This window comes from Rhizobium atlanticum (assembly GCF_030182485.1).
Taxonomy (GTDB): domain Bacteria; phylum Pseudomonadota; class Alphaproteobacteria; order Rhizobiales; family Rhizobiaceae; genus Rhizobium.
This window is the reverse complement of record NZ_JAQJCJ010000015.1, coordinates 167,321-186,304: the sequence shown is the minus strand read 5'-3', so window position 1 is coordinate 186,304 and position 18,984 is coordinate 167,321. Positions and strand designations below refer to the sequence as shown.

Annotated in this window: 19 protein-coding genes and 6 pseudogenes; 12 read left to right on the top strand and 13 right to left on the bottom strand. The window is 57.6% G+C overall.

Going from position 1 to position 18,984, the window contains the following annotated elements:
- The 4 genes and pseudogenes from PH551_RS22150 to tnpC all read left to right on the top strand — a co-directional run.
- The coding region (locus PH551_RS22150; RefSeq protein WP_285194988.1) for a transposase at positions 1-346 on the top strand (346 nt) is incomplete at its 5' end.
- Between the two features lie 27 nt (positions 347-373).
- Positions 374-805, top strand: coding sequence for an IS66-like element accessory protein TnpA (gene tnpA / locus PH551_RS22145; RefSeq protein ID WP_285194987.1), 432 nt, complete (start codon positions 374-376; stop codon positions 803-805).
- On the top strand, positions 802-1,158 hold the full coding sequence (gene tnpB, locus PH551_RS22140; protein WP_085777053.1) for an IS66 family insertion sequence element accessory protein TnpB: 357 nt from the start codon (positions 802-804) through the stop codon (positions 1,156-1,158). Before tnpA ends, tnpB begins: the two co-directional genes overlap by 4 nt.
- Before the next feature lie 71 nt (positions 1,159-1,229).
- Positions 1,230-2,597 (top strand): annotated as a pseudogene (gene tnpC / locus PH551_RS22135) (IS66 family transposase); the annotation flags it as partial.
- Positions 2,598-2,829: 232 nt separating this feature from the next.
- Here the strand turns inward: tnpC and PH551_RS22130 are convergent.
- A complete protein-coding gene (locus PH551_RS22130) occupies positions 2,830-3,126 on the bottom strand; it encodes a type II toxin-antitoxin system RelE/ParE family toxin (protein WP_285194986.1) in 297 nt (98 codons plus the stop codon).
- The gene (locus tag PH551_RS22125) at positions 3,123-3,389 is read right to left on the bottom strand and encodes a type II toxin-antitoxin system ParD family antitoxin (protein ID WP_285194985.1); all 267 of its coding nucleotides are present in this window, start codon (positions 3,387-3,389) and stop codon (positions 3,123-3,125) included. Before PH551_RS22125 ends, PH551_RS22130 begins: the two co-directional genes overlap by 4 nt.
- 1,014 nt (positions 3,390-4,403) lie before the next feature.
- On the opposite strand from PH551_RS22125, the gene PH551_RS22120 reads away from it, so the two are divergent.
- Positions 4,404-4,616, top strand: a complete 213-nt coding sequence (locus PH551_RS22120) for a hypothetical protein (RefSeq protein WP_285194984.1) — start codon at positions 4,404-4,406, stop codon at positions 4,614-4,616.
- On the opposite strand, the pseudogene PH551_RS22115 reads toward PH551_RS22120, so the two are convergent.
- From PH551_RS22115 to PH551_RS22095, 5 genes and pseudogenes are all read right to left on the bottom strand, one after another.
- Positions 4,597-4,953 (bottom strand): annotated as a pseudogene (locus PH551_RS22115) (Crp/Fnr family transcriptional regulator); the annotation flags it as partial. The gene PH551_RS22120 and the pseudogene PH551_RS22115 sit on opposite strands and share 20 nt — an antisense overlap.
- Positions 4,954-5,118: 165 nt before the next feature.
- The gene (locus PH551_RS22110; RefSeq protein ID WP_157131527.1) at positions 5,119-5,310 is read right to left on the bottom strand and encodes a hypothetical protein; all 192 of its coding nucleotides are present in this window, start codon (positions 5,308-5,310) and stop codon (positions 5,119-5,121) included.
- 216 nt (positions 5,311-5,526) lie between these two features.
- Positions 5,527-6,483 (bottom strand): annotated as a pseudogene (locus PH551_RS22105) (glycosyltransferase family 4 protein); the annotation flags it as partial.
- A gap of 621 nt (positions 6,484-7,104) precedes the next feature.
- Positions 7,105-7,323 carry a tautomerase family protein gene (locus tag PH551_RS22100; RefSeq protein WP_285194982.1) on the bottom strand — a complete coding sequence of 73 codons (219 nt, stop codon included), beginning with the start codon at positions 7,321-7,323 and terminating at the stop codon, positions 7,105-7,107.
- A 28-nt stretch (positions 7,324-7,351) separates the two neighbouring features.
- Positions 7,352-8,091 (bottom strand): annotated as a pseudogene (locus PH551_RS22095) (SDR family oxidoreductase).
- 102 nt (positions 8,092-8,193) lie between these two features.
- On the opposite strand from PH551_RS22095, the gene PH551_RS22090 reads away from it, so the two are divergent.
- A complete protein-coding gene (locus tag PH551_RS22090; RefSeq protein ID WP_285194981.1) occupies positions 8,194-9,087 on the top strand; it encodes a LysR family transcriptional regulator in 894 nt (297 codons plus the stop codon).
- Between the two features lie 591 nt (positions 9,088-9,678).
- On the opposite strand, the gene soxR is transcribed toward PH551_RS22090, so the two are convergent.
- Positions 9,679-10,113, bottom strand: a complete 435-nt coding sequence (gene soxR, locus PH551_RS22085; RefSeq protein ID WP_085781855.1) for a redox-sensitive transcriptional activator SoxR — start codon at positions 10,111-10,113, stop codon at positions 9,679-9,681.
- Between the two features lie 85 nt (positions 10,114-10,198).
- Here soxR and PH551_RS22080 point away from each other — a divergent pair, with 85 nt between their 5' ends.
- The 3 genes and pseudogenes from PH551_RS22080 to PH551_RS22070 all read left to right on the top strand — a co-directional run.
- On the top strand, positions 10,199-10,921 hold the full coding sequence (locus tag PH551_RS22080; protein WP_285194980.1) for an SDR family NAD(P)-dependent oxidoreductase: 723 nt from the start codon (positions 10,199-10,201) through the stop codon (positions 10,919-10,921).
- Positions 10,918-11,988: an S-adenosylmethionine:tRNA ribosyltransferase-isomerase gene (locus PH551_RS22075; RefSeq protein WP_285194979.1), complete on the top strand. Its 1,071-nt coding sequence runs from the start codon at positions 10,918-10,920 to the stop codon at positions 11,986-11,988. The genes PH551_RS22080 and PH551_RS22075 overlap by 4 nt, the downstream gene beginning before the upstream one ends.
- 143 nt (positions 11,989-12,131) lie before the next feature.
- A pseudogene (locus PH551_RS22070) lies at positions 12,132-12,388 on the top strand (hypothetical protein); the annotation flags it as partial.
- A gap of 183 nt (positions 12,389-12,571) precedes the next feature.
- Here PH551_RS22070 and PH551_RS22065 read toward each other — a convergent pair.
- From PH551_RS22065 to PH551_RS22055, 3 genes and pseudogenes are all read right to left on the bottom strand, one after another.
- Positions 12,572-12,954, bottom strand: a pseudogene (locus PH551_RS22065) (PIN domain-containing protein).
- On the bottom strand, positions 12,951-13,151 hold the full coding sequence (locus PH551_RS22060; protein WP_285194978.1) for a type II toxin-antitoxin system VapB family antitoxin: 201 nt from the start codon (positions 13,149-13,151) through the stop codon (positions 12,951-12,953). Before PH551_RS22060 ends, PH551_RS22065 begins: the two are co-directional and overlap by 4 nt.
- Positions 13,152-13,532: 381 nt before the next feature.
- Positions 13,533-14,456: a LysR family transcriptional regulator gene (locus PH551_RS22055; RefSeq protein ID WP_285194977.1), complete on the bottom strand. Its 924-nt coding sequence runs from the start codon at positions 14,454-14,456 to the stop codon at positions 13,533-13,535.
- Between the two features lie 96 nt (positions 14,457-14,552).
- Between PH551_RS22055 and PH551_RS22050 the strand changes: the two genes are divergently transcribed.
- On the top strand, positions 14,553-15,638 hold the full coding sequence (locus tag PH551_RS22050; RefSeq protein WP_285194976.1) for an aldo/keto reductase: 1,086 nt from the start codon (positions 14,553-14,555) through the stop codon (positions 15,636-15,638).
- A 603-nt stretch (positions 15,639-16,241) separates the two neighbouring features.
- Here the strand turns inward: PH551_RS22050 and PH551_RS22045 are convergent.
- A complete protein-coding gene (locus PH551_RS22045) occupies positions 16,242-16,889 on the bottom strand; it encodes a hypothetical protein (RefSeq protein WP_285194974.1) in 648 nt (215 codons plus the stop codon).
- A gap of 196 nt (positions 16,890-17,085) precedes the next feature.
- On the opposite strand from PH551_RS22045, the gene PH551_RS22040 reads away from it, so the two are divergent.
- Positions 17,086-17,415 (top strand): hypothetical protein, encoded by a 330-nt coding sequence (locus tag PH551_RS22040; RefSeq protein ID WP_285194973.1) that lies wholly within the window; start codon positions 17,086-17,088, stop codon positions 17,413-17,415.
- Positions 17,416-18,075: 660 nt separating this feature from the next.
- Here the strand turns inward: PH551_RS22040 and PH551_RS22035 are convergent.
- Positions 18,076-18,243 (bottom strand): hypothetical protein, encoded by a 168-nt coding sequence (locus PH551_RS22035; protein WP_285194972.1) that lies wholly within the window; start codon positions 18,241-18,243, stop codon positions 18,076-18,078.
- A gap of 271 nt (positions 18,244-18,514) precedes the next feature.
- On the opposite strand from PH551_RS22035, the gene PH551_RS22030 reads away from it, so the two are divergent.
- Positions 18,515-18,970 carry a hypothetical protein gene (locus PH551_RS22030; protein ID WP_285195000.1) on the top strand — a complete coding sequence of 152 codons (456 nt, stop codon included), beginning with the start codon at positions 18,515-18,517 and terminating at the stop codon, positions 18,968-18,970.
- Positions 18,971-18,984: the final 14 nt, after the last annotated feature.

Below are 18,984 nucleotides of genomic sequence, written 5' to 3'. Positions count from 1 at the left end.
CAAGATTGCTATCACACCCGGTCACGCTCACGACCTAACTGCGGCGAAAGAGCTGCTTACTGATCTATCCCAAGGTGATATGGTTCTTGCAGACAAAGCCTATGATGCCGACTGGCTCCGCGCGGAGGTCAGAATGAAAGGATCATGGGCGAACATTCCGCCAAAATCCAACCGGAAGAGGCCAGTCGTCTTCAGCCCTTGGCTTTACAGAAAGCGAAATCTCATTGAGCGGTTCTTTAGTAAGCTCAAATGTTTTCGACGGATCGCGACCCGGTATGAGAAGTTGGGCACGAGTTTCGTAAGCGGTGTTTTGACCCCACCTTCCGGATCAGCGCGTGATTGTTGATGTTATTGCCGAACGAGGCTTCGACATATGACGATTACAGGGTTTACGCATGGCACCAGTGCAGACGTGCCGGTGCAACGGTTTGAGGTTTTTACGGGAGCTGGCCGTCGCCGCGACTGGAGCGACGAGGAGAAAGACCGAATTGTCGCCGAGAGCTATAGCGGCGAGGTGTCGGTCAGTGCTGTTGCGCGTCGGCACGGGTTGTCTCCCGGACAATTGTTTACCTGGCGCCGGCAGGCGCGAAGTCAGGCGCAGCAAGACTCGCCGCCGATGTTTGTGGCAGCAGTAATTGATCGTCCGGTAGAGCCGTCTCCGACACTGCGAAAGACGATTACGAGGAGGGCACTTCCAGTTGCGGCAATCGAGCTGGAGGTTGGCGGCGCGGTCGTCAGGATCGCCTCTGGCACGGACAGCGCGACAATTGCTGCTGTGATCCAGGCGTTGAAGGCTCCGTCGTGATTGGTCCGTCCGGTGCGGTAAAGGTGATGATCGCCACCAAGCCCGTCGACTTCCGCAAAGGCGCTGACGGATTGGCGGCGCTCGTGAAAGCCGAGATGGGTGCTGACCCATTCTCTGGCACGATCTACGTGTTCCGGGCCAAACGAACGGACCGGATCAAGCTGGTCTTCTGGGACGGTAGCGGCGTGTGCCTGGTTGCCAAGCGGCTTGAGGATGGCGAGTTCCATTGGCCTCGAATGCAGGACGGCGCGATGCATCTGACGGCCGCCCAGTTCTCGGCTCTGTTCGAGGGATTGGACTGGAAACGCGTGCATACGCCGAGCGAAACGCGCACCCCGATAAAGGCTGGATAGCGGCCGCGACCAATTGAATCATCATCATCCTGCCTCTCGTTCTGAGCTGCAAAATATGCTGTTCTCGATCCATGACGATAACGGCGGACGAGCTTCCGGATGACCTGAACGCGCTGAAAGCGATGGTGCTTTCGCGCGAGGCGGAGAATGCCCGCCTGCGCCAGATCATCAAGGAATTGCAGCGCCACCGGTTCGGTCGCCGTGCCGAGACGCTTCCCGAGGACCAGCTTCTGCTTGGGCTTGAAGAGGCCGAGCAAGTCGAGGCTGCCGGTCTGGAAGACAATGAGCAAGCTTCCCCTGCTGTTCGACAGGCGCAGGTCGCCAAACGGCGCACGAACAGAGGTTCGCTGCCAGCCCATCTGCCGCGCATCGAGATCGTGGTTGATATTGATGACCATGCCTGCCCCTGCTGCCGCAATGACCTGCATCGGATCGGCGAAGACGTCAGCGAGAAGCTCGACATTGTGCCCGCCCAGTTCCGCGTGCTTGTGCTGCGCCGCCCGAAGTATGCTTGCCGGGCTTGCGAAGAAGTCGTGGTCCAGGCTCCGGCCCCGGCAAGACTGATTGAAGGCGGCATTCCGACCGAGGCCACCGTCGCCCAGGTGCTGGTCTCCAAATATGCTGACCACCTGCCACTGTATCGCCAGGCGCAAATCTATAAGCGTCAAGGCATCGACCTCGACCGCTCGACGCTCGCCGACTGGGTCGGTCGCGCCGCCTGGCATCTGCGTCCTGTCCATCAACGGCTACTCGATCATTTGAAGTCATCGTCGAAGCTCTTCGCCGACGAGACGACAGCTCCCGTGCTCGACCCGGGTCGTGGCAAGACCAAGACCGGGCAGCTTTGGGCCTATGCGCGGGACGACCGCCCTTGGCAAGGAACTGACCCGCCCGGCGTCGCCTATATCTATGCCCCGGATCGCAAAGGCGAGCGACCGATGGCCCATCTCGACGGCTTCGCCGGCATCCTGCAGGTCGACGGCTACAGTGGATATCGCCCACTCGCGGCAAAGAACACCGTGTCACTGGCATTCTGCTGGTCTCACGTTCGACGCCGCTTCTATGAACTCGCCGCCGCCGGTCCAGCACCCATTGCGAGCGAGGCGATCAAACGCATCGCCGAACTTTATAAGATTGAAGACGAGATACGTGGCCGCACACACGAGGAGCGTAGCGCCACGCGCCAAGAGAAGAGCCGACCGATCACAGATAGCCTCGCTCCCTGGCTGCGCGAACAACTCGGCCTCATCAGTCAGAAGACGAAGCTCGCCGAAGCAATCCGCTATGCCTTGTCACGCTGGGATGGCTTGACCCGGTTCATCGACGATGGCCGGATCGAGATCGACTCCAATACCGTCGAGCGATCCATCAGGCCAATTGCGCTCAATCGCAAGAATGCACTATTTGCCGGTTCCGACGCCGGGGCCGAACACTGGGCGACGGCACGAACTCAAAGCCGTGGCCTGAAAACAGCGCTTACCGAGTTTCCTCGCCATGACAAAGCTGGCCTGTGTGCGCCTCACGCTTCGCCATAACGAGTCCACGGCCTAATCCCTTCAACTGCAAAAACGATTGTGGGATGTTTATCTTTACGATGAGGCTGAGACGCACAGAGTAGCCGCTCAGTTCGCCTTTAGTGTGCGAGGTAGCCCCAAGATCGGTACATTCAAATCATTCGTCAAAGAGGATGGCGCCATAGTCGGTGGCGCCATGCAAGATATGGATGATGACTACCTTCGCGGTTTCGACGCGGTAGAAGATCAGGTAGTTGCCATGAACACGATGACGAATACCATGGTGCTCGTAGCGAGGGATGAGGGCGAAGCTGTTCGGACTATCGACGAGATCCACACATTTGCTCCGCAGCTCCCGGATAAATGACAGGGCGCGCAGCGGATTGTTCTCAGCGATATAATCGGCGATTTGCTCAAGGTCGTTTTCCGCCTCGCTTGAGAACTCAAGCATCATGCCGATTTTTCGGCATTGTCAGCCATCGCACGGTATTTGGCGTCGAGACGGTCGAAAACATCGCTCGCCGGCTTCGTTCGACCGGCGTCCGCATCGGCAATGCCGCGCATGATGGAGGCGTCCAGCGCGGCGAGCCGGGTCTCGCGGTCCTGGATTAGTCGCACACCTTCACGCAGGACTTCGCTTTTCGAGCCATAGCGCCCAGTATCGACGAGTTGCTGGATATAGCTTTCGAGCTGTTTTCCTAGTTCGGCGCTGATCATGCGGTCCTCCGTCTGATAGCGAGATAGAATAGGTTCTTTATCAACTATTATCAAGAGACATGCTCTTATGCCACTCCCATGGCCAGCCGTGCAAGGATGGCAATGCTGACTTCGAGGCGATCAAGGAAACGGCGAAGCAAGTTCCGACGATTGTCTCCATCTATCTGGCGCGAAGGAGCAAGAGAATTGGTTCTAACCGCATGGCACGACGATAGCGCAAAAGGGACGCCTATGCACAGTCGTTCGCTGCTGCAGGAAGGATTTTGCTCGGACGTGGACCCCGGGCCAGCGAAATGACTGGTGCGAGTAACGGAATGGATTCCGCAGCCAGATTGGCAAGTTAGAGCTAATTGACCATCTTCAGAACCATGTAATCCTGTTCTACATTGTCACGTCACCCCCTGCTGGCGGCAAGGATTGTACAAGATGCCCCGCGAGAATGCGGGGTTTTTTGCCGGCATGTTACTGGAACTGCACTACAAAACCACGGCGCCCGAAAGCCAGACCTTAGTCCGTCTTTTTCCTAGTAAGATTCGAGCTAGATTTTCTTCATCCTTGTCGAGAGGACGCCAGGGAGGTTTTAGCAATGTTGCTGCGTATCCAGTCAGAACCTCCCTGGCGAAGCAAATAACACTTGCCAAGCTGAGTTAAACCATGTCCAACGCGGTAGTGGAACTTAGTCAGTTTCTCTATCGTTGAAGTAACAGGAAAGCACGGGTGTTCCTCCTGTGCGATCCGTTGTCAAGACTTGCCCCGTTTCGGCGGGGCTTTTTTTGTCCGGCATCGTACCGGAACCACATTGGGACAATGAGGTTAACTCACCGGATCGCGGGAGAAAGCCAGTTAGTTCAGTTCGCGTAATGCCTTCCTCTTACGATCCGCTGTTGGGTCGTGCGGAGTCAATTTACCGGTCCGCTCCCAAGCGACGCTCCGCACGGCCCGACGTCTCAAGACATCTGCCAAGTTGAACCTTTGCATTCCCGCCCTACCTTAGCATCGGGGAGTAAGGGCGTTATGATCCCGTCCCAAGTATTCCAAACCCAGATCGTTTTGAATGAAGCCGAAGTGGCCCTCTGCCAAAGGGTCTTCGATCACGTCATATCGGTGAAGAAGATCACCTCGGACCCGCAGCGCCAGGACCTCGCCTGTCGGATTATCCAGTCGTATCAACATGGCGTGAAGGATGAGGATAGTTTGTTGAGGCTGATTATTGATTACCCATCGTAGATCCGGACCACGTACTCCACGCCCCCTTTAATCTTGCCGGCCTTTGATCGTCTGGCGACGGGAATCCCAGAAGCCCTTCGTACTCGGCTTCCGGAGCGCCGTAACAACCATCGGCAACATCGAGGAGAATCTGGCGGTCCAAAATCTTGACGTTCCCTCGCGTCGACTTGATGGCGCGCATGCCCTCCAGGATATGCAGATGGTCGGTGACCCCAGATCGCCTCACGCCAAGCATCAACGCCAAAAACTCGTGAGTAACAGGCATATCGTCCACGAGAAGACGGTCATGGCACATAAGCAGCCATCTCGCGAGACGCTGGTGAGAGAAGAAGCCGGCGAAGCCCTCAGAGAACTGGTTGGCAGGGCCATCTTAACCAATCAGGCGGAAATCCCGCAGGCAATCGAGATTTGGGAAGCCCACGGTCAACTGGCTGCCGAAGTACATATTGGTGCAGCGATACCCCAAATCGTAAATCGAAACCGAGATCGATAGCGCCGGTAATCAGTTGATCTTCAAACCGGTGTCGCAGCCACCCACAGGCATCGGTTGCGGGGAAGCCGCTAGATGCTGGATGACGATCACTCGAAAAAGCGACTTACCGAAGTTGGACTCGTTTAGGCAGCGGCGGCGCGGCTGAACCCGGTTGGAAGAATTGAAAGCGCGTGCAGCGAATAAGGCGCGGCTATCGGTCATCTGATATCCTTTGCCATTTGTTCTGAACAACCTTCATCGGGGGAGAGCACCCCTTCGCCCCAAGACAGATACGAGAAAGGTCGCGCCAGCTGGCGAGCTCCCACAGCAACGACCTCCTCCGGATTAAAGAAGACGACCGGGGCATTGCCCGCGTATTCGAATGACCCCTACCTCTCTTCGCCATCATGCAGCGGTCTGCACCCCGAGAGCAGCCCTGGTCGCACGGCGCATGCGTGCACCATGGGTACGTGCTCGGTCGATGTTTTCCACGGCTTCGGTGACTGTATCGACGATTATGCCGGAGACACCGGCGTCAATCACTTCCGGTACGGAACCGCAGCCAAACGCAATGACTGGGGTGCCGCATGCCATAGACTCGATCATCACTACTCCGAAGGGTTCTGGCCAGTCGATCGGGAACAGCAATGCACCGGCATTGCCGAGAAACTCCGCCTTTTGATGTTCGTTGATCTCTCCGACGAACTCCACGTTTTGATGGCTCTTTACCAGAGGCTCGATCACGGTTTCCCAGTAATGCTTGTCGACATTGTCGATCTTCGCCGCGATCTTCAGGGGGATCCCTGCTTTAGCAGCGATCTGGATGGCTCGATCGGGTCGCTTCTCCGGCGAGATGCGCCCGAGGAAAGCAAGATAGTTTCCTTTCGGCTTTGCGGTGAAGGGTAGAATCTCGTCCGAGAGCCCATGGTAAACGGTGCCGGCCCAGTTGACCGGCGGCATGGGCTGTCGCTGATTGTTTGAGATCGACACCAGCGGTATGTCCGGGAAGGCTTGGTAGAATGTTCGAAGGTCCGGTAGATCCAACCGTCCGTGCAGCGTCGTCACGGTTCGGTCTGCGAAGTCCATAATCAATGGGAAATGCAGCAGATCAATGTGGAAGTGTAGGACATCGAATTCGTGTGCCCGGCGGCGAACCTCCTCCAGCATGGCAATATGGTGCGGCACGTGGTCCCTGACTGCTGGATTGAGACGCAGGGCGATGCGCGAGCACGCTACCAGTTTGGCGTCAGTAACAGAGTCGCCGCTGGCGAAAAGCGCGACCTGGTGGCCCTGACGGACCAGCTCGTCTGTCAGATAAGAGACGATGCGCTCCGTTCCGCCGTAAAGCTTCGGTGGGACGCTTTCAGCAAGGGGTGCGATCTGGGCGATCTTCATCGGAAAGCCTCCTCGAATGAGCGGAGCATCCTCTTGGATGCCGCGCGATCATCAGATGTAGAACTTGAACTGATGCGCCGCGTTCCGTAATCCTTTTCCATTAGCCGAGTTGGCCTGAAAGTTGAATCGGGGCGCCGCCACGGTTCCTTGGCTGATGAGGATCAAAGGTCAGGTATCCTGACGAGAAATCGCAAGCTTTGTTCGATTGAGCGGACATGGCTGTCGGGGCAGGGATTCGAACCCTGCGTCACAGCTCGAAAGCTGGAAGCAACCTCGGACACCCGAGGGATGGGGAGAGCGCCACGCTCCGATTACGCTTACGCCCGACTACCGCATTAACCCCCAGGGCCTTGTGTTTGTTCCTTGGTCGCGGACCATACCAATAAAAACATGAGGCAGTCGAAAGCTGCTGAGCAACCTGCAAGAGTAACCAATCCGCCCGCCAACTAGATTGCTGCCACCGTGTCCCTGGTGCGAACATCCCCCTCATAAATGCCGACAACTGCCCCGTTGCAGGAATTGCGGTGGCAGGTCACGCTCCTCGCGTCTTCAGACCGCACCCTCTGCCCTGGTTAGGAGAACTGGTGCAGAACCTCCGCACCAGCTCCGAGCACTCCGGGATCAACCGTCTTCTTTGACGCGATAGGCATCCGGAAGGATGAAAATCTCGTCGGCACGCCCGTATCCGCCGTCCTTCACTTCCTCGATCAGTACCATTGTGTGTGGCCGTGCCGCCTCGGAGAAGTACTCCACCAGCATGTCGGTGGCGCGGTGCACGATTTCTTCCTTCTGGTAGCGGCTAAGCGCGCCCTCGGGTGTCTCTATGTTAACGAATGGCATTGAAATCTCCTTTCTTGTGGGTTCTGCTTCAGATCATGCCGCCATTGGCGCGTAACACCTGACCGTTCACCCAACCGCCTTCCGGGCCGGCCAGGAAGGAAACGACTGAGGCAATGTCATCCGGTTGGCCCAGGCGCCCGAGCGGAATGGTACCAACGATTCTCTGGACCAGCTCGTCGGGCTTGCCGGACATGAAGAGTTCGGTCTCGACGGGACCGGGCGCCACCGCATTGACGGTAATGCCGCGCCGGCCGAGTTCCTTCGCGGCGACGTGCGTGATCGCCTCGACGGCGGCTTTGCTTGCCGCATAGACGCCGTAAGTCGGCCCGTAAGCGCCGACGACGCTTGAAGAAAAATTGATGATGCGCCCACCATCGCGGAGCCGACGGGCTGCTTCGCGAACGGCGCGGAATGTCCCTGTGAGGTTTGTGGCCATCTGCTGCTCGAAACTCGCGTCGTCCATATCGGCAATCGGAGCCAACTTTATTATGCCGGCATTGTTGACCAGTATGTCGGTCCCGCCGAAGCGTTCGTCGGCCGCGCTGAACAGATCGGCAGCTGCGGCTGGAGCGCTAATGTCAGCCTGCACTGCGAGAGCCTTCCCCCCGCCCGATTCAATGTCTGCGACGACCGCATCAGCCGCCTGACGGCTCTTTGCGTAATTCACCACGACGGCAATGCCGTCTTGCGCCAGCCGAAGCGCTATGGCTCGGCCGATCCCTTTCGATGCGCGGTGACGATAGCGACGCGCTGCCCTTTGATGCTCATTGTAACCTTCTCCTTTATGACGGAACAGGAGATATCGATGGTGTCCCGGGAGAACAATCCACCAACATTTGACATGAGAATTCGTCTGTGGTGAATAAAGATATGGATCGACTTGACCGCATGCAGCTCTTTATCCGGGTCGTTGAGCGGCGTAGCTTCGCCGCGGCGGCGTCCGACCTTGGGCTTGCCCGTTCCACGGCCACCGAGGCGATTAAAAAGCTAGAAGGCGATCTCGGCGTTCGCCTTCTTGAGCGAACGACCCGGCATGTCGCGCCGACACTGGACGGCGCAGCCTTCTACAGGCGATGTGTGGCGATCCTCGCCGAGGTAGACGAGGCGGAAAACGTCTTCCGTGACATGCAACCGCGCGGCCTGCTGCGCGTCGACGCGCACCCTTTGCTGACACGCACATTCCTGTTGCCGCGACTCAATGAGTTCCTCGATCGGTATCCTCTGCTGGACCTGCAGATCGGGCAGGGCGACCGGCTGGTAGATCTCGTCAGGGAAGGTATCGACTGCGTCATCCGCGCCGGAGAGATTTCGGATAGCGGCCTGATCATGCGTCGTCTCGGGATGATCGCTGAAATCACCTGTGCCAGCCCAGCCTATATATTAAGGCACGGAATGCCACGCTCCCCAGACGCGATGGAGGGGCATCGCGCCGTTGGTTTCATATCCTCCCGTACCGGGCAGATCATGCCTCTCGAGTTCACGGTCGGCAACACTGTCCGTTTCGTATCCTTGCCGTGCCGGCTGACGGTCAACAACTCCGACACCATGACCGATCTCGCCCGCCTCGGCTTCGGCCTCATTCAGGCGCCGCGTTACCGCCTCCAGCGGAATCTGGACGAAGGGACGCTGGTCGAGGTCCTTGCCGACTATCTTCCTCCGCCGACACCGCTTACCGCGCTCTATCCGCAGAACCGCCAGCTTTCGCCGCGGGTGCGCGTATTCCTCGACTGGATCGTCGAATTGTTCTCCAAAGCTGAATTCTGACGGTCGGGCGCGATCCCAAATATCCAGCTATCTCCGGAGATCTGCCAAGACCGATTGCTCGCTCCGTGGAATAGCTAATCGAAAGGAGCAACAAGCAAGGTCTACACCTTAGAGGTATGCGAGGCGTCGGCCTTTTCGCGCGACATGGCTTTCGCCAAATGTCGCTCATCTTGCTTCGATGCGATTGAACGGTCGAACAGCGTCTTTGGCAAGCGGCGTGTCCTTACCGCTCCATAGACAGGGTTAAAGCCGATCTTGCAGCTCATACGTTGAGCTGATCACCTCATTCCACGCCCAGTTCTGGAGGAGTCGAGTCGCCAATTGATCGCCGTTGACCTGCCACGGGTAATTTCCTCGAGATTGGATTAGAGTCCGGCCTCTTGAAGGGCGGACAAATGAAAAAGCAGAGATTTGCTGAAGTCCGGGGTCAGGAATTTGCTTTCCGTCATTGTCACCTCCTTCGGCGGCAGTGGCCCGGAGCCGAGTCGCCGAATCGTAAGCCAATCTTCATTGTGGAGGTGAAGTCGGGACATGACACAATGAATAACCGGCAAGATCGTAAGATCGTTCGGCATACCATTGGAGGCTCATTCACCCCAGCCAGTACCTCGCTCCCGGCCCTTTTCGCCCTGCCACGTCGGCAGGGTTCGCCAAGCGACATCGATCGATCGACAGGCAGCCGCAACCGATGCATTCGCCAAGACCGGACCGTAGGCGCTGTAACTCGGCTATGCGCTGGTCGATACGCTTTGCCCACGCGCTCGACAGCCGCGACCAATCCCGACGTGACGGTACGCGATCGGCCGGCAGCTTAGCGAGCTCGGCGCCGATCTCCTCAAGCGTCAGCCCGATCCGCTGTGCAAAGACGATGAAAGCGATCCGCCGCAATGCGGACCGGTGGTAGCGTCGGTGTCCCGAGCCGGCGCGCTCGGATGCGATCAGCCCACGCTCCTCATAGAAGCGCAGAGCTGATGAGGCAACGCCGCTGCGTCGCGACACGTCGGTGATGGTCAGCATCGGATCCATGTATAAATAAAAGCACGAAGCTCTCTTGACTTCAAGTTCACTTGAACTTGTAGCAGTTACGCGTACCCATTGAAGGAGCACCGCAATGCAGGCGAATATCGATCTTCAAGGACTTCGCGTAGGGATCACCGGCGGCACTTCCGGCCTCGGGCTGGCGCTTGTGCGGCAGCTTGCCGGGAAGGGTGCGAGCATTGCCTTCGTCGCCCGCACCGCCGCGAATGTCGAGCGCGTCGCAGCCGAGACGGGCGCGTTTGGCATTGTCGCCGACATCGGCAAGAAGGAAGACATCTATCCGATCGCGATGCAGATCAGTGCCAATCTTGGCGGGGTCGACGTCCTGATCAACAATGCATCGAACCTCGGTCCTGTGCCTCTGGCGCTTCTTGCCGACACGGAGTGCGAGGAGCTGGAGGCGGCGCTTGCTGTCAACCTGCTTGGCGTCTTCCGGCTGACGAAAGCTCTGTTCGGTGCGCTTGCCGCGTCCGCGCGCGAGGGCCGCGGCGCGCTGGTGATCAACATCTCCAGCGACGCGGCGGTCAACGCCTATCCCGGTTGGGGCGCATACGGCGCGAGCAAGGCAGCGCTTGCCCATCTGACGGCAATTTGGGACGAGGAGTCGAAGCCAGATGGAATAAGGTTCCTTGCGCTCGACCCTGGCGATATGGACACCCCGCTGCACGCGTTGGCGCTCCCGGACGCCGATCCTTCGAGCTTGAAAGACCCGAAACTGGCCGCTGCCGAGATCCTCGAAACGATGATCGGGGCGTTGTCGGCTCACGCTGCGCTTACCGCCGGAGCCCACGCATGATCGCCGCTGATCGCCCCGATCGGCAATCGGCCAGGCTGTTCGTCGTTGAGGCGGACGGCACGATGCGCGACCTGCCGCGGGCTCACCTCGGGACGTTATTTGATCCTGGCGATCTGGTTGTCGCCAACGACGCCGCGACCTTGCCTGCCAGCCTGCACGGCACGCATCTCCAATGCGGAAAGGCGATCGAGATCCGCTTAGCCGGCTGGCTATCAGCTTCCGCTCCAGTCCGCTTCATGGCGATAGCCTTCGGCTCTGGCGATCATCGCACCCGCACGGAAGATCGGCTGCCGCCGCCTGCGCTGTCATCAGGCGATCGCCTCCAGTTCGGCTCACTTGAAGCCAATGTCGAGCGCGTTCTCGACCATCCTCGTCTTGTCGAGCTCAGCTTCCAGGGCACCCGAGCAGCCATGTTTGCAGGACTGGCGCAGCATGGCTGGCCGATCCAATACGCGCATGTTCCCGAGCCGTTAGCACTATGGGATGTTTGGACGAGAATTGCCGCCCGGCCGGTCGCGTTCGAGGCGCCATCCGCTTCCTTCGCGCTCGACTGGCGCACACTGCAAGCTTGGCGTCGTCGCGAGATTGGTTTTGCAACACTCACGCATGCCGCGGGCATTTCTTCCACCGGCGATCCCGCACTCGACTCGCGCCTTCCCTTTGACGAGCCTTACCACATCCCTGAATGCACCGTGGGGCAGGTCGCGCGGGCGCAGCTCAGAGGCAGCCGCATCATCGCGATCGGCACCAGCGTCGTGCGCGCACTTGAAGCAGCCGCCAATCCCGATGGCAGCGTGCGTGCCGGAGATGGTATTGCGACAGGCCGCATCGGCCGTGGCACTCCGCTCCACGTCGTCGATGCGGTTCTCACCGGCGTCCACCAGCCCGGCGAAAGCCATTTCGAGCTGTTGCGCGCCTTTGCCGACGACGGCCTGCTCGCCAGCGCCTCCGCAGCTCTCACGGGATGCCGCTACCGTGCGCATGAATTCGGCGATTCGATGCTCCTCAATCGTCAACAGCGGCTCTATCGCGCGAACCTTCCCGGGGCACATGATCATCGATCTTAAGCTGCAGATGCTGTTGGAGTTTTATTCCGGCCACCGCTGATATCTTCTTGAGAGTTATTCGATCGATAGGACAGTTTGCATCGCCGTGCCTTGGCTGGCTCGCCGGCGCTGAAGCGTGGCGTCAGGTCGGTTCGAACATTGGCTCGCGCAGGGCGGTGCTCGGCGCCATCGTGATCAATGGCAGGATCTAGCAGGAAGCCGACCTGGAACACCTCGTCGCTCAGCAGCTCCTCGATCTCTCGGCCGATCTGCCTTGCCTGCCGGGCGCGACAGTGAGTTCCGGCCGCCGACCGGCCGCGGCGGCGACGAGTTCGCGCACGGCTCTCTGGGCAGTCCGAATTCTCGCGAACGGCCGGCGCCGGGGCTTCGGCTGAGAGATATGTTTATGCCGGACCTTTGATATCCATAGCCGGAGAACAAGGGCAGGAATTTTCATTAGATTTGCTGCTGACTAATGATAGCCACTGCACCGCGGTGATTCGATTGCCATCAACTGCAAGCAGATGCTGAATGACGGGTTTGGTTCTGCTCTCATCAAGGCGACAGAGACCGGATAATCGGAAAAGTCGGACTATTTTGGTGTTTAGTTGCGGGGATGGGCGGGCTTATGCAATGAAGCGCCTGCCTTTCGGCCGCCGCCTGCAGACGCTTGTCCTTGGTCCATAATGCCGCTCGCCGATCAAGCAGTATCGAGGCGAGCAAGTGGGCATCGGTATAGCCGATGCCCATACTGAGGATGCCGTGACGGTCGATCATTGTCATCACTTCGTCGTGCGTTGCGACGAACGCTTGGCGCTGGGCTGCCAGAAATGTAATCACACGCTCGCGATCTCGAAGGCTGCCAAGCGCCGGTTCGCCGACCACAGCCGGATGGCAGAGTAGACGATCGTGCTCAATGATCGTCCGAAGCTCCGCATCAATTTGGCGAAAATGATCGATCCATATAGAAGTGTCTGCCAGTATCACTTGGTCGTCGGGCTCCGGCGACGTGGAGCTGCCTCCGCATCGGGCATAGTTCCACCGAACGCGATCAGGCGTTTTCCGGACTCTACTCGGACAAGCGTCTCCAACGCCTGGCGGACGAGAGCAGCGGTTTCTTTTGTGCCGGTCAGGGACCTGGCCCTCTCCATAAGAGTGTCATCGAGATTGATAGTCGATCGCATCGTCTATTATCCTTGTACTGATGTTCTAAATAGCACCATTTGGTGAAAATCTACGCCTAGGTCCCGCGTTGATACCTCCGACGTCATGACAAGAATCAAGCGGCGACCTGTCGCCCGAGATAATCCGATCTGACCAGCATGGCGCGATCGTCTACTGTCACAATCAAGCCGGATTGAGGAACTCCTATCGGGGAACGTGCTTGGACTTTTGTAGTTGCGTTTGTAACCAATCCATACAGTTCAGAGAGGACCAGGGCCGTTCTGGTACAGAAAATACAGAGCGGATTGCGGCGCACGAGTGGAAGCGAAGTGGCAATTTGTGGTCTGGTGTCGCCTCATCCGGTAACACTGATTGAAAAAAGAAATAGGTGCCCCAGCCAGCTATTCCTGACTGACTTGTGCCTCTGAAGGCAGTCTGTTGCCGCAGGCAAAATCCACGAAGGCACGCAGCGGCGGCGGCATCTGACGCCGGCTGGGATAATAAAGGTGGAAGCCGGGGAAGGGGGGTGTCCAGTCGTCAAGTATGCTGACCAGCCGGCCCGCGGCGAGATGTTCCGCCACGTGATGATCGAAGATATAAGCTATCCCGACACCATCCAGCACGGCCCGCAGCATCAGGTCGTTGTCGGTAGTACTGAGCGGCCCCGAGACGGCCACTTCGAGCTTCTCGTCGCAGCGTTCGAATTCCCAGAGATAGAGGCTGCCATCCGTCGGCCACCGGGAAGCGATGCAAGAGTGGTCGCGCAGGTCGCGCGGCGTTTGCGGCATGCCGTGGCGCGCGACGTAGCCCGGCGAGGCGATGACGACGAGCCGCATCTCACCGCCGAGCTTTACACTTACCATGTCCTTTTCCACCATCTCGCCTAGTCGGATGCCGGCATCGAAACGACCGGCGACAATATCGGTAAGTTTGTCATCCACGATAATGTCCATGATGATATCGGGATAGGCTGCATTGAAGGGAGCAATCAACGGCGCCAGCGTGTGGACGATCGCGACCCGCGGTGCGGTGATGCGCAGGAGACCGGCTGGCTTATCGCGCAGCGCCGCAACATCCGCTACTGCCCGGTCGAGATCGGCAAGTGCGGGCACTAGTCCGGCAAGCAATCGCTGGCCAGCCTCGCTCGGCGCCACGCTGCGTGTCGTGCGGTTGAGCAGACGGATTCCCATTCGTTCTTCGAGTGTGCGGATCGTCTGGCTGAGTGCGGAGGCCGACATGCCGAGCCGGGCAGCCGCGCGGGCAAAGTTGCCATGTTCGGCAACTGCCACGAAAGCCCTGAGTTCCGCATAATCGCTGCCGCGCATTATGCTATCTTCTCTAAAGAAGTCATGTCGATAATGTAGCATTGTGGCGAGTATCGGCAAGGCGCATCTTCTGTCTGCAACACAGGAGATTATCCAATGTCAGATAGAACAACGAACACCCTGTCCCTTGACCGCTATCGTCTCCTCGGCCGTTCCGGCCTGCGAGTCTCGCCGCTCTCGCTCGGCGCCATGACCTTCGGAACCGATTGGGGCTGGGGCGCCGACGAGCAGGAATCGCGTCGCATGTTCGACGCCTATGTCGATCGCGGCGGCAATTTCATCGATACTGCCAATCAGTATACAGGCGGAACCTCGGAAAGACTGATCGGTCGCTTTGCCGAAGGCCGCCGCGACGAGCTTGTCATTGCCACCAAATATACTATCACCTCACGCCCGAAGGATCCGAACTCCGGCGGCAATCACCGCCGCAGCATGGTTCGCTCTGTGGAAGACAGCCTGAAGCGGCTGAACACCGATTACATCGATCTTTTCTATCTGCATGCCTGGGACTTCACGACTTCGGTCGATGAGGTCATGAGGGGGATGGACGATCTCGTGCGTGCCGGCAAGATCGTCTATGCTGGCATTTCCGACACGCCGGCATGGCAGGTGGCGCGCATGCAGACGCTGGCGGATCTGCGCGGCTGGGCCCCTCTGGTAGCTCTGCAGATCGAGTATAGCCTGATTGAGCGCACGGTTGAGCGTGAGCTGATGCCGATGGCTCGTGAACTCGGCCTCGGCGTCATCCCCTGGTCACCGCTCGGCATGGGCGTTTTAACAGGGAAATACAGCCGTTCCGATCTTGACATCGGAGCCGGCACGGCAAGTGCCGTCGGCACCCGCAAGAATGTGGCTGCCGGCAACGGCTCGCTGAGCGAGCGCAGCCTCGGTATCGCAGATGTCGTGAAGCAGGTCGCGGCCGAGATCGGCAAGACGCCTGCGCAGGTGGCGATCGCCTGGACGCTTACCAATCCTGCCGTGACTTCTCCGATAATGGGTGTGAAGACGATGGCTCAGCTTGAAGACAATCTCGGTGCGCTCGATGTCGTATTGTCGGAGGAGCATCGCACCCGCCTCGCTGAGGCCAGCGCCGTCGTTCTCGGCTTCCCGCACGATTTCCTCGCCAAGCCACTGACGCGCGGCGTCATGTTCGGCGAAGCGACCATCGAGCCGCGACGCTGAGTACGATCGTTCGACGCAGAAAAACGCGGCGACGGTCGAAGAATCGAACGCCGCCGCCATACACCAGCGACTGAGTTCAGCGCCTTGTCGTAACGTCCGGCTCAGGCCAGTACGCCATGAATGTGGTGCAGCTCGCGCGACGATTCAACGCCGGAGGGCTACGATTGCTGCCGCTCCGATGTGATAGCTTACGACGCCAGTGATTGCTTTGGTGTGCGATGCCGGAGTTTGGAAGCTTGGTTGTTAAAGCAAGGTCGCTGCTGGCCGCCGTTACGATGTCGGCCGCAGTTGCTTCCGTGCCGAGGGTAACTGTCGCGCCGACCCGCTGACTGTTTGGCGCCTCCTGATGGCGCCGATGACTCTGGAGGCGAGGGGGCGGGACGACTGAACAGTATCCGCGACGAATACGTCCGCCGCTCCGATCTCGATGGCCAAATCACATCGGCTGGAATCCAGCATCAAGGATCTTCGCGAAGAGCACCGTGAGACGTCGAAGGAAACCACCCGACGGCTCGATGCCATCATTGCGTCACTGGCGAAAAACAACGCGTGAGTGTCGGGCGGCGACGCATCGCTTGGGCGGAAACGGGAAACTTCGACTGGTCAATGGACCGTGATTGGGCTCGGAGAGGTGAGATCAATGCAGATGGCTGGCGCAGTCTCCAGATCAAGGGTCCAACAGGGTGGGATTATCGGTTTCATTGCGTGGGTTCTGTCATAATCTATAATTTCCACAGCCACCTGAAATGGCAGATCTCCTGCACCCTGATCGTAGCGCCTGATTGTCTTGATGAATTTCCCGGAGGTCTTCGATATCCAGATTTCTATCGCCGCGCTCGATTCGTAGCGGTGCCAGTACGCGGAATAGTGAAGAGCAAGACCCACTTCGGTTTGCGCGTCTTCGAGCTCTTTACAAGACGTGAAGACTGGCAGTCCCGAATTTGCATCGAGTGGGGTAAGAATAGGCCGCCTTCCTTCACCCCAGCCGCCATTTTCGATTCTGTAATAGAGGAGATTGTCTATCGCTCGCGTCTCCATGTAAGGCCTGAGATGACCATCTTCTTGCAACTCCGATAAGGTATAGCTGTAGCGCCCGCTATTACGCGTATTTTCGTACGCGCGGTTGACGGCATAGCAGGATTTATCCTCCCCATTGAACGCCTGATGAGAAGAGCGACTATCTTCCGCGCCGTGAGCGGTTGCAATTTTGATCAGAAATAAACAAAAAGCGGCTGCAGCAATAATACGCATGGAAACCTGCGAATGAAATGACGGGTCGAGTCCCAATGATCTCACTTACCCGGAGCATTGATGTCTGCGCAATTTCATACCTTGGCGACGTCGACGTTAACCGCAAAATAGTTTCTACCACCAGGGTAAGGTGGTATGTTCATGACGCGCCACTGAAGACGGCTAATGCCTTAACAGAATCGCCAAGGGACTGAAGATGCGAAGATACGTTTTTAGTTTTCTAAGAATTTTGGTGATAAACGAAGAGAAATATGGCCTTTATGCTATAATAACTGGGCTTTTAATTTCCGTCCTTGCCTGGATTCCTCTTGTTGTCTTGGCGACCACTTTGTCATCTGAGTCATCGATCGGGCCAGGGCTCGCGATGTTGTGTGTGCTTTTTATATTTTCGCCCGTCGTTATTTTGTTTTACGCTTCATTTGCTTTGTTATCTGATGAGGTTTCTGGATATTTAACGGGGCGAACGCTGATTGGAAAAGAACCTGGTTCTCTTAAGCGCAAAATTCGGCAGATGGCGGGTATCTAAGACATGGGAACTAAAGCGGACGTCGCCGCGTAGCGCAGCTCCATCGATCCGGTGAGTTAACCTCATTGTCCCAATGTGGTTCCGGTACGATGCCGGACAAAAAGGCCCCGCCGAAGCGGGGCGAGTTTTAACAACAAAGAGGGACTGACCAAGTTCCACTACGGCGTTGGACATGGTTTAACTCAGCTTGGCAAACAAAGGTGTTATTTACTTCGCCAGGGAGGTTCTGACTGGATACACAGCAACATTGCTAAACCTCCCTGGCGTCCTCTCGACAAGGATGAAGAAAATCTAGCTTGAATCTTACCGAGAAAAAGACGGACTAAAGTCGGGCTATAGAGAGCGGTGGTTTGTAGTTCGCTTAAGTAGATGCCAGACAAAAAAGCCCCGCATTCTCGCGGGGTGAGCACCGTGGGGTTATTTTGTAGGCATTGCGCACTTAGGCGCCGCACAACTATGTTGCTCGAAATTCTGTCTAATAACAATAAGTATTACTTTATCATTTATGCTTATTGTACGATTTGGGACCAAGGCGGAAAACAACTGGATCTCGAAAGACCACTTCTTATTATTTATCATGCCGCTCAGCGCCGTTATTTGCTGACCCCAAGCAATTTGTCTCCTGTGTGTTGGGCGGCCCCTCGCGCTATATGAGTGACGTCAGATTCTCCGCCGAAGTTCTTTCTGAATACGTGTTGCTTGGCCGGCCGCGTAGGCTCGCGCGAATTCCTCTTTAATAAATTCTTTTTCCTGCGTTCCGCCGTGATCGACAATGGACACGACCCACACGCCGTGGCGTTCAAAGACGGTGACAGAATTCTCGATCATTGCCCGCTCCTCAACGCCTTTGACTGCTACCCACCGAGCCGGTTCTTTAAATTATAGGGGTTGACCGCGGTTGCTGTCGAATATCTCTAGATTGTGGAATTATCAGAATTTCTGCGCGCAGTAGCTGCGTCGATGGCGAGCCAATCGGCCCTGAATTTTGCAACAATAAACGTTCATTGGAGGTTCATCCGGCAGGTGTAACCGTAGCAGGGTTGGCGAACGTACCAAGGAGAGTGTCATGGTTTTCGTCGCATCGACTAAGTCATATCGCATCTCGCACAAACTTCTTCTCTCCGCTGCCGGCTCTCTGGTGGCTGCTTTCATGATGTCGTCGCCGGCGTATGCGCTGACGATGAAGGAATGCAGTACAAAATATCAGGCCGCCAAAGCCGACGGCTCTGCAAAAGACATGAAATGGAACGATTTCCGCGCGAAATTCTGCGGCGCGGACGCTGCAGCCGCCGATAAGGAAGACGAAGCGGATGTCGCAAAAACAACCGACAAAGAGCCGGAAAAGCCCACGACCGCGGCTCCGAAAAGCGTGAAGTTCCCGAAGGCAGTCGACAAGAAATACTCGAGCGAAACGCCTGCCAAGGGCCGGTTGCACACCTGCGTTGATGCCTATCACGCTGCCAAGGATGCCGGCACGCTCGGCGATCTGAAGTGGATCCAGAAGGGCGGCGGCTATTGGAGCCTCTGCAACACAAGTATTAAAAGCGCGGGCTGAACGGAGCCACGCTA

Coding starts and splice junctions, on each gene's coding strand:
- tnpA (WP_285194987.1), top strand. CDS start 374: ATGACGATTACAGGGTTTACGCATGGCACCAGTGCAGACGTGCCGGTG.
- PH551_RS22045 (WP_285194974.1), bottom strand. CDS start 16,889: ATGCGTATTATTGCTGCAGCCGCTTTTTGTTTATTTCTGATCAAAATT.
- PH551_RS22110 (WP_157131527.1), bottom strand. CDS start 5,310: ATGACCGATAGCCGCGCCTTATTCGCTGCACGCGCTTTCAATTCTTCC.
- PH551_RS22130 (WP_285194986.1), bottom strand. CDS start 3,126: ATGATGCTTGAGTTCTCAAGCGAGGCGGAAAACGACCTTGAGCAAATC.
- PH551_RS22080 (WP_285194980.1), top strand. CDS start 10,199: ATGCAGGCGAATATCGATCTTCAAGGACTTCGCGTAGGGATCACCGGC.
- PH551_RS22055 (WP_285194977.1), bottom strand. CDS start 14,456: ATGCGCGGCAGCGATTATGCGGAACTCAGGGCTTTCGTGGCAGTTGCC.
- PH551_RS22060 (WP_285194978.1), bottom strand. CDS start 13,151: ATGCGATCGACTATCAATCTCGATGACACTCTTATGGAGAGGGCCAGG.
- PH551_RS22075 (WP_285194979.1), top strand. CDS start 10,918: ATGATCGCCGCTGATCGCCCCGATCGGCAATCGGCCAGGCTGTTCGTC.
- PH551_RS22040 (WP_285194973.1), top strand. CDS start 17,086: ATGCGAAGATACGTTTTTAGTTTTCTAAGAATTTTGGTGATAAACGAA.
- PH551_RS22090 (WP_285194981.1), top strand. CDS start 8,194: ATGGATCGACTTGACCGCATGCAGCTCTTTATCCGGGTCGTTGAGCGG.
- PH551_RS22100 (WP_285194982.1), bottom strand. CDS start 7,323: ATGCCATTCGTTAACATAGAGACACCCGAGGGCGCGCTTAGCCGCTAC.
- PH551_RS22120 (WP_285194984.1), top strand. CDS start 4,404: ATGATCCCGTCCCAAGTATTCCAAACCCAGATCGTTTTGAATGAAGCC.
- soxR (WP_085781855.1), bottom strand. CDS start 10,113: ATGGATCCGATGCTGACCATCACCGACGTGTCGCGACGCAGCGGCGTT.
- PH551_RS22035 (WP_285194972.1), bottom strand. CDS start 18,243: ATGATCGAGAATTCTGTCACCGTCTTTGAACGCCACGGCGTGTGGGTC.
- PH551_RS22050 (WP_285194976.1), top strand. CDS start 14,553: ATGTCAGATAGAACAACGAACACCCTGTCCCTTGACCGCTATCGTCTC.
- PH551_RS22125 (WP_285194985.1), bottom strand. CDS start 3,389: ATGATCAGCGCCGAACTAGGAAAACAGCTCGAAAGCTATATCCAGCAA.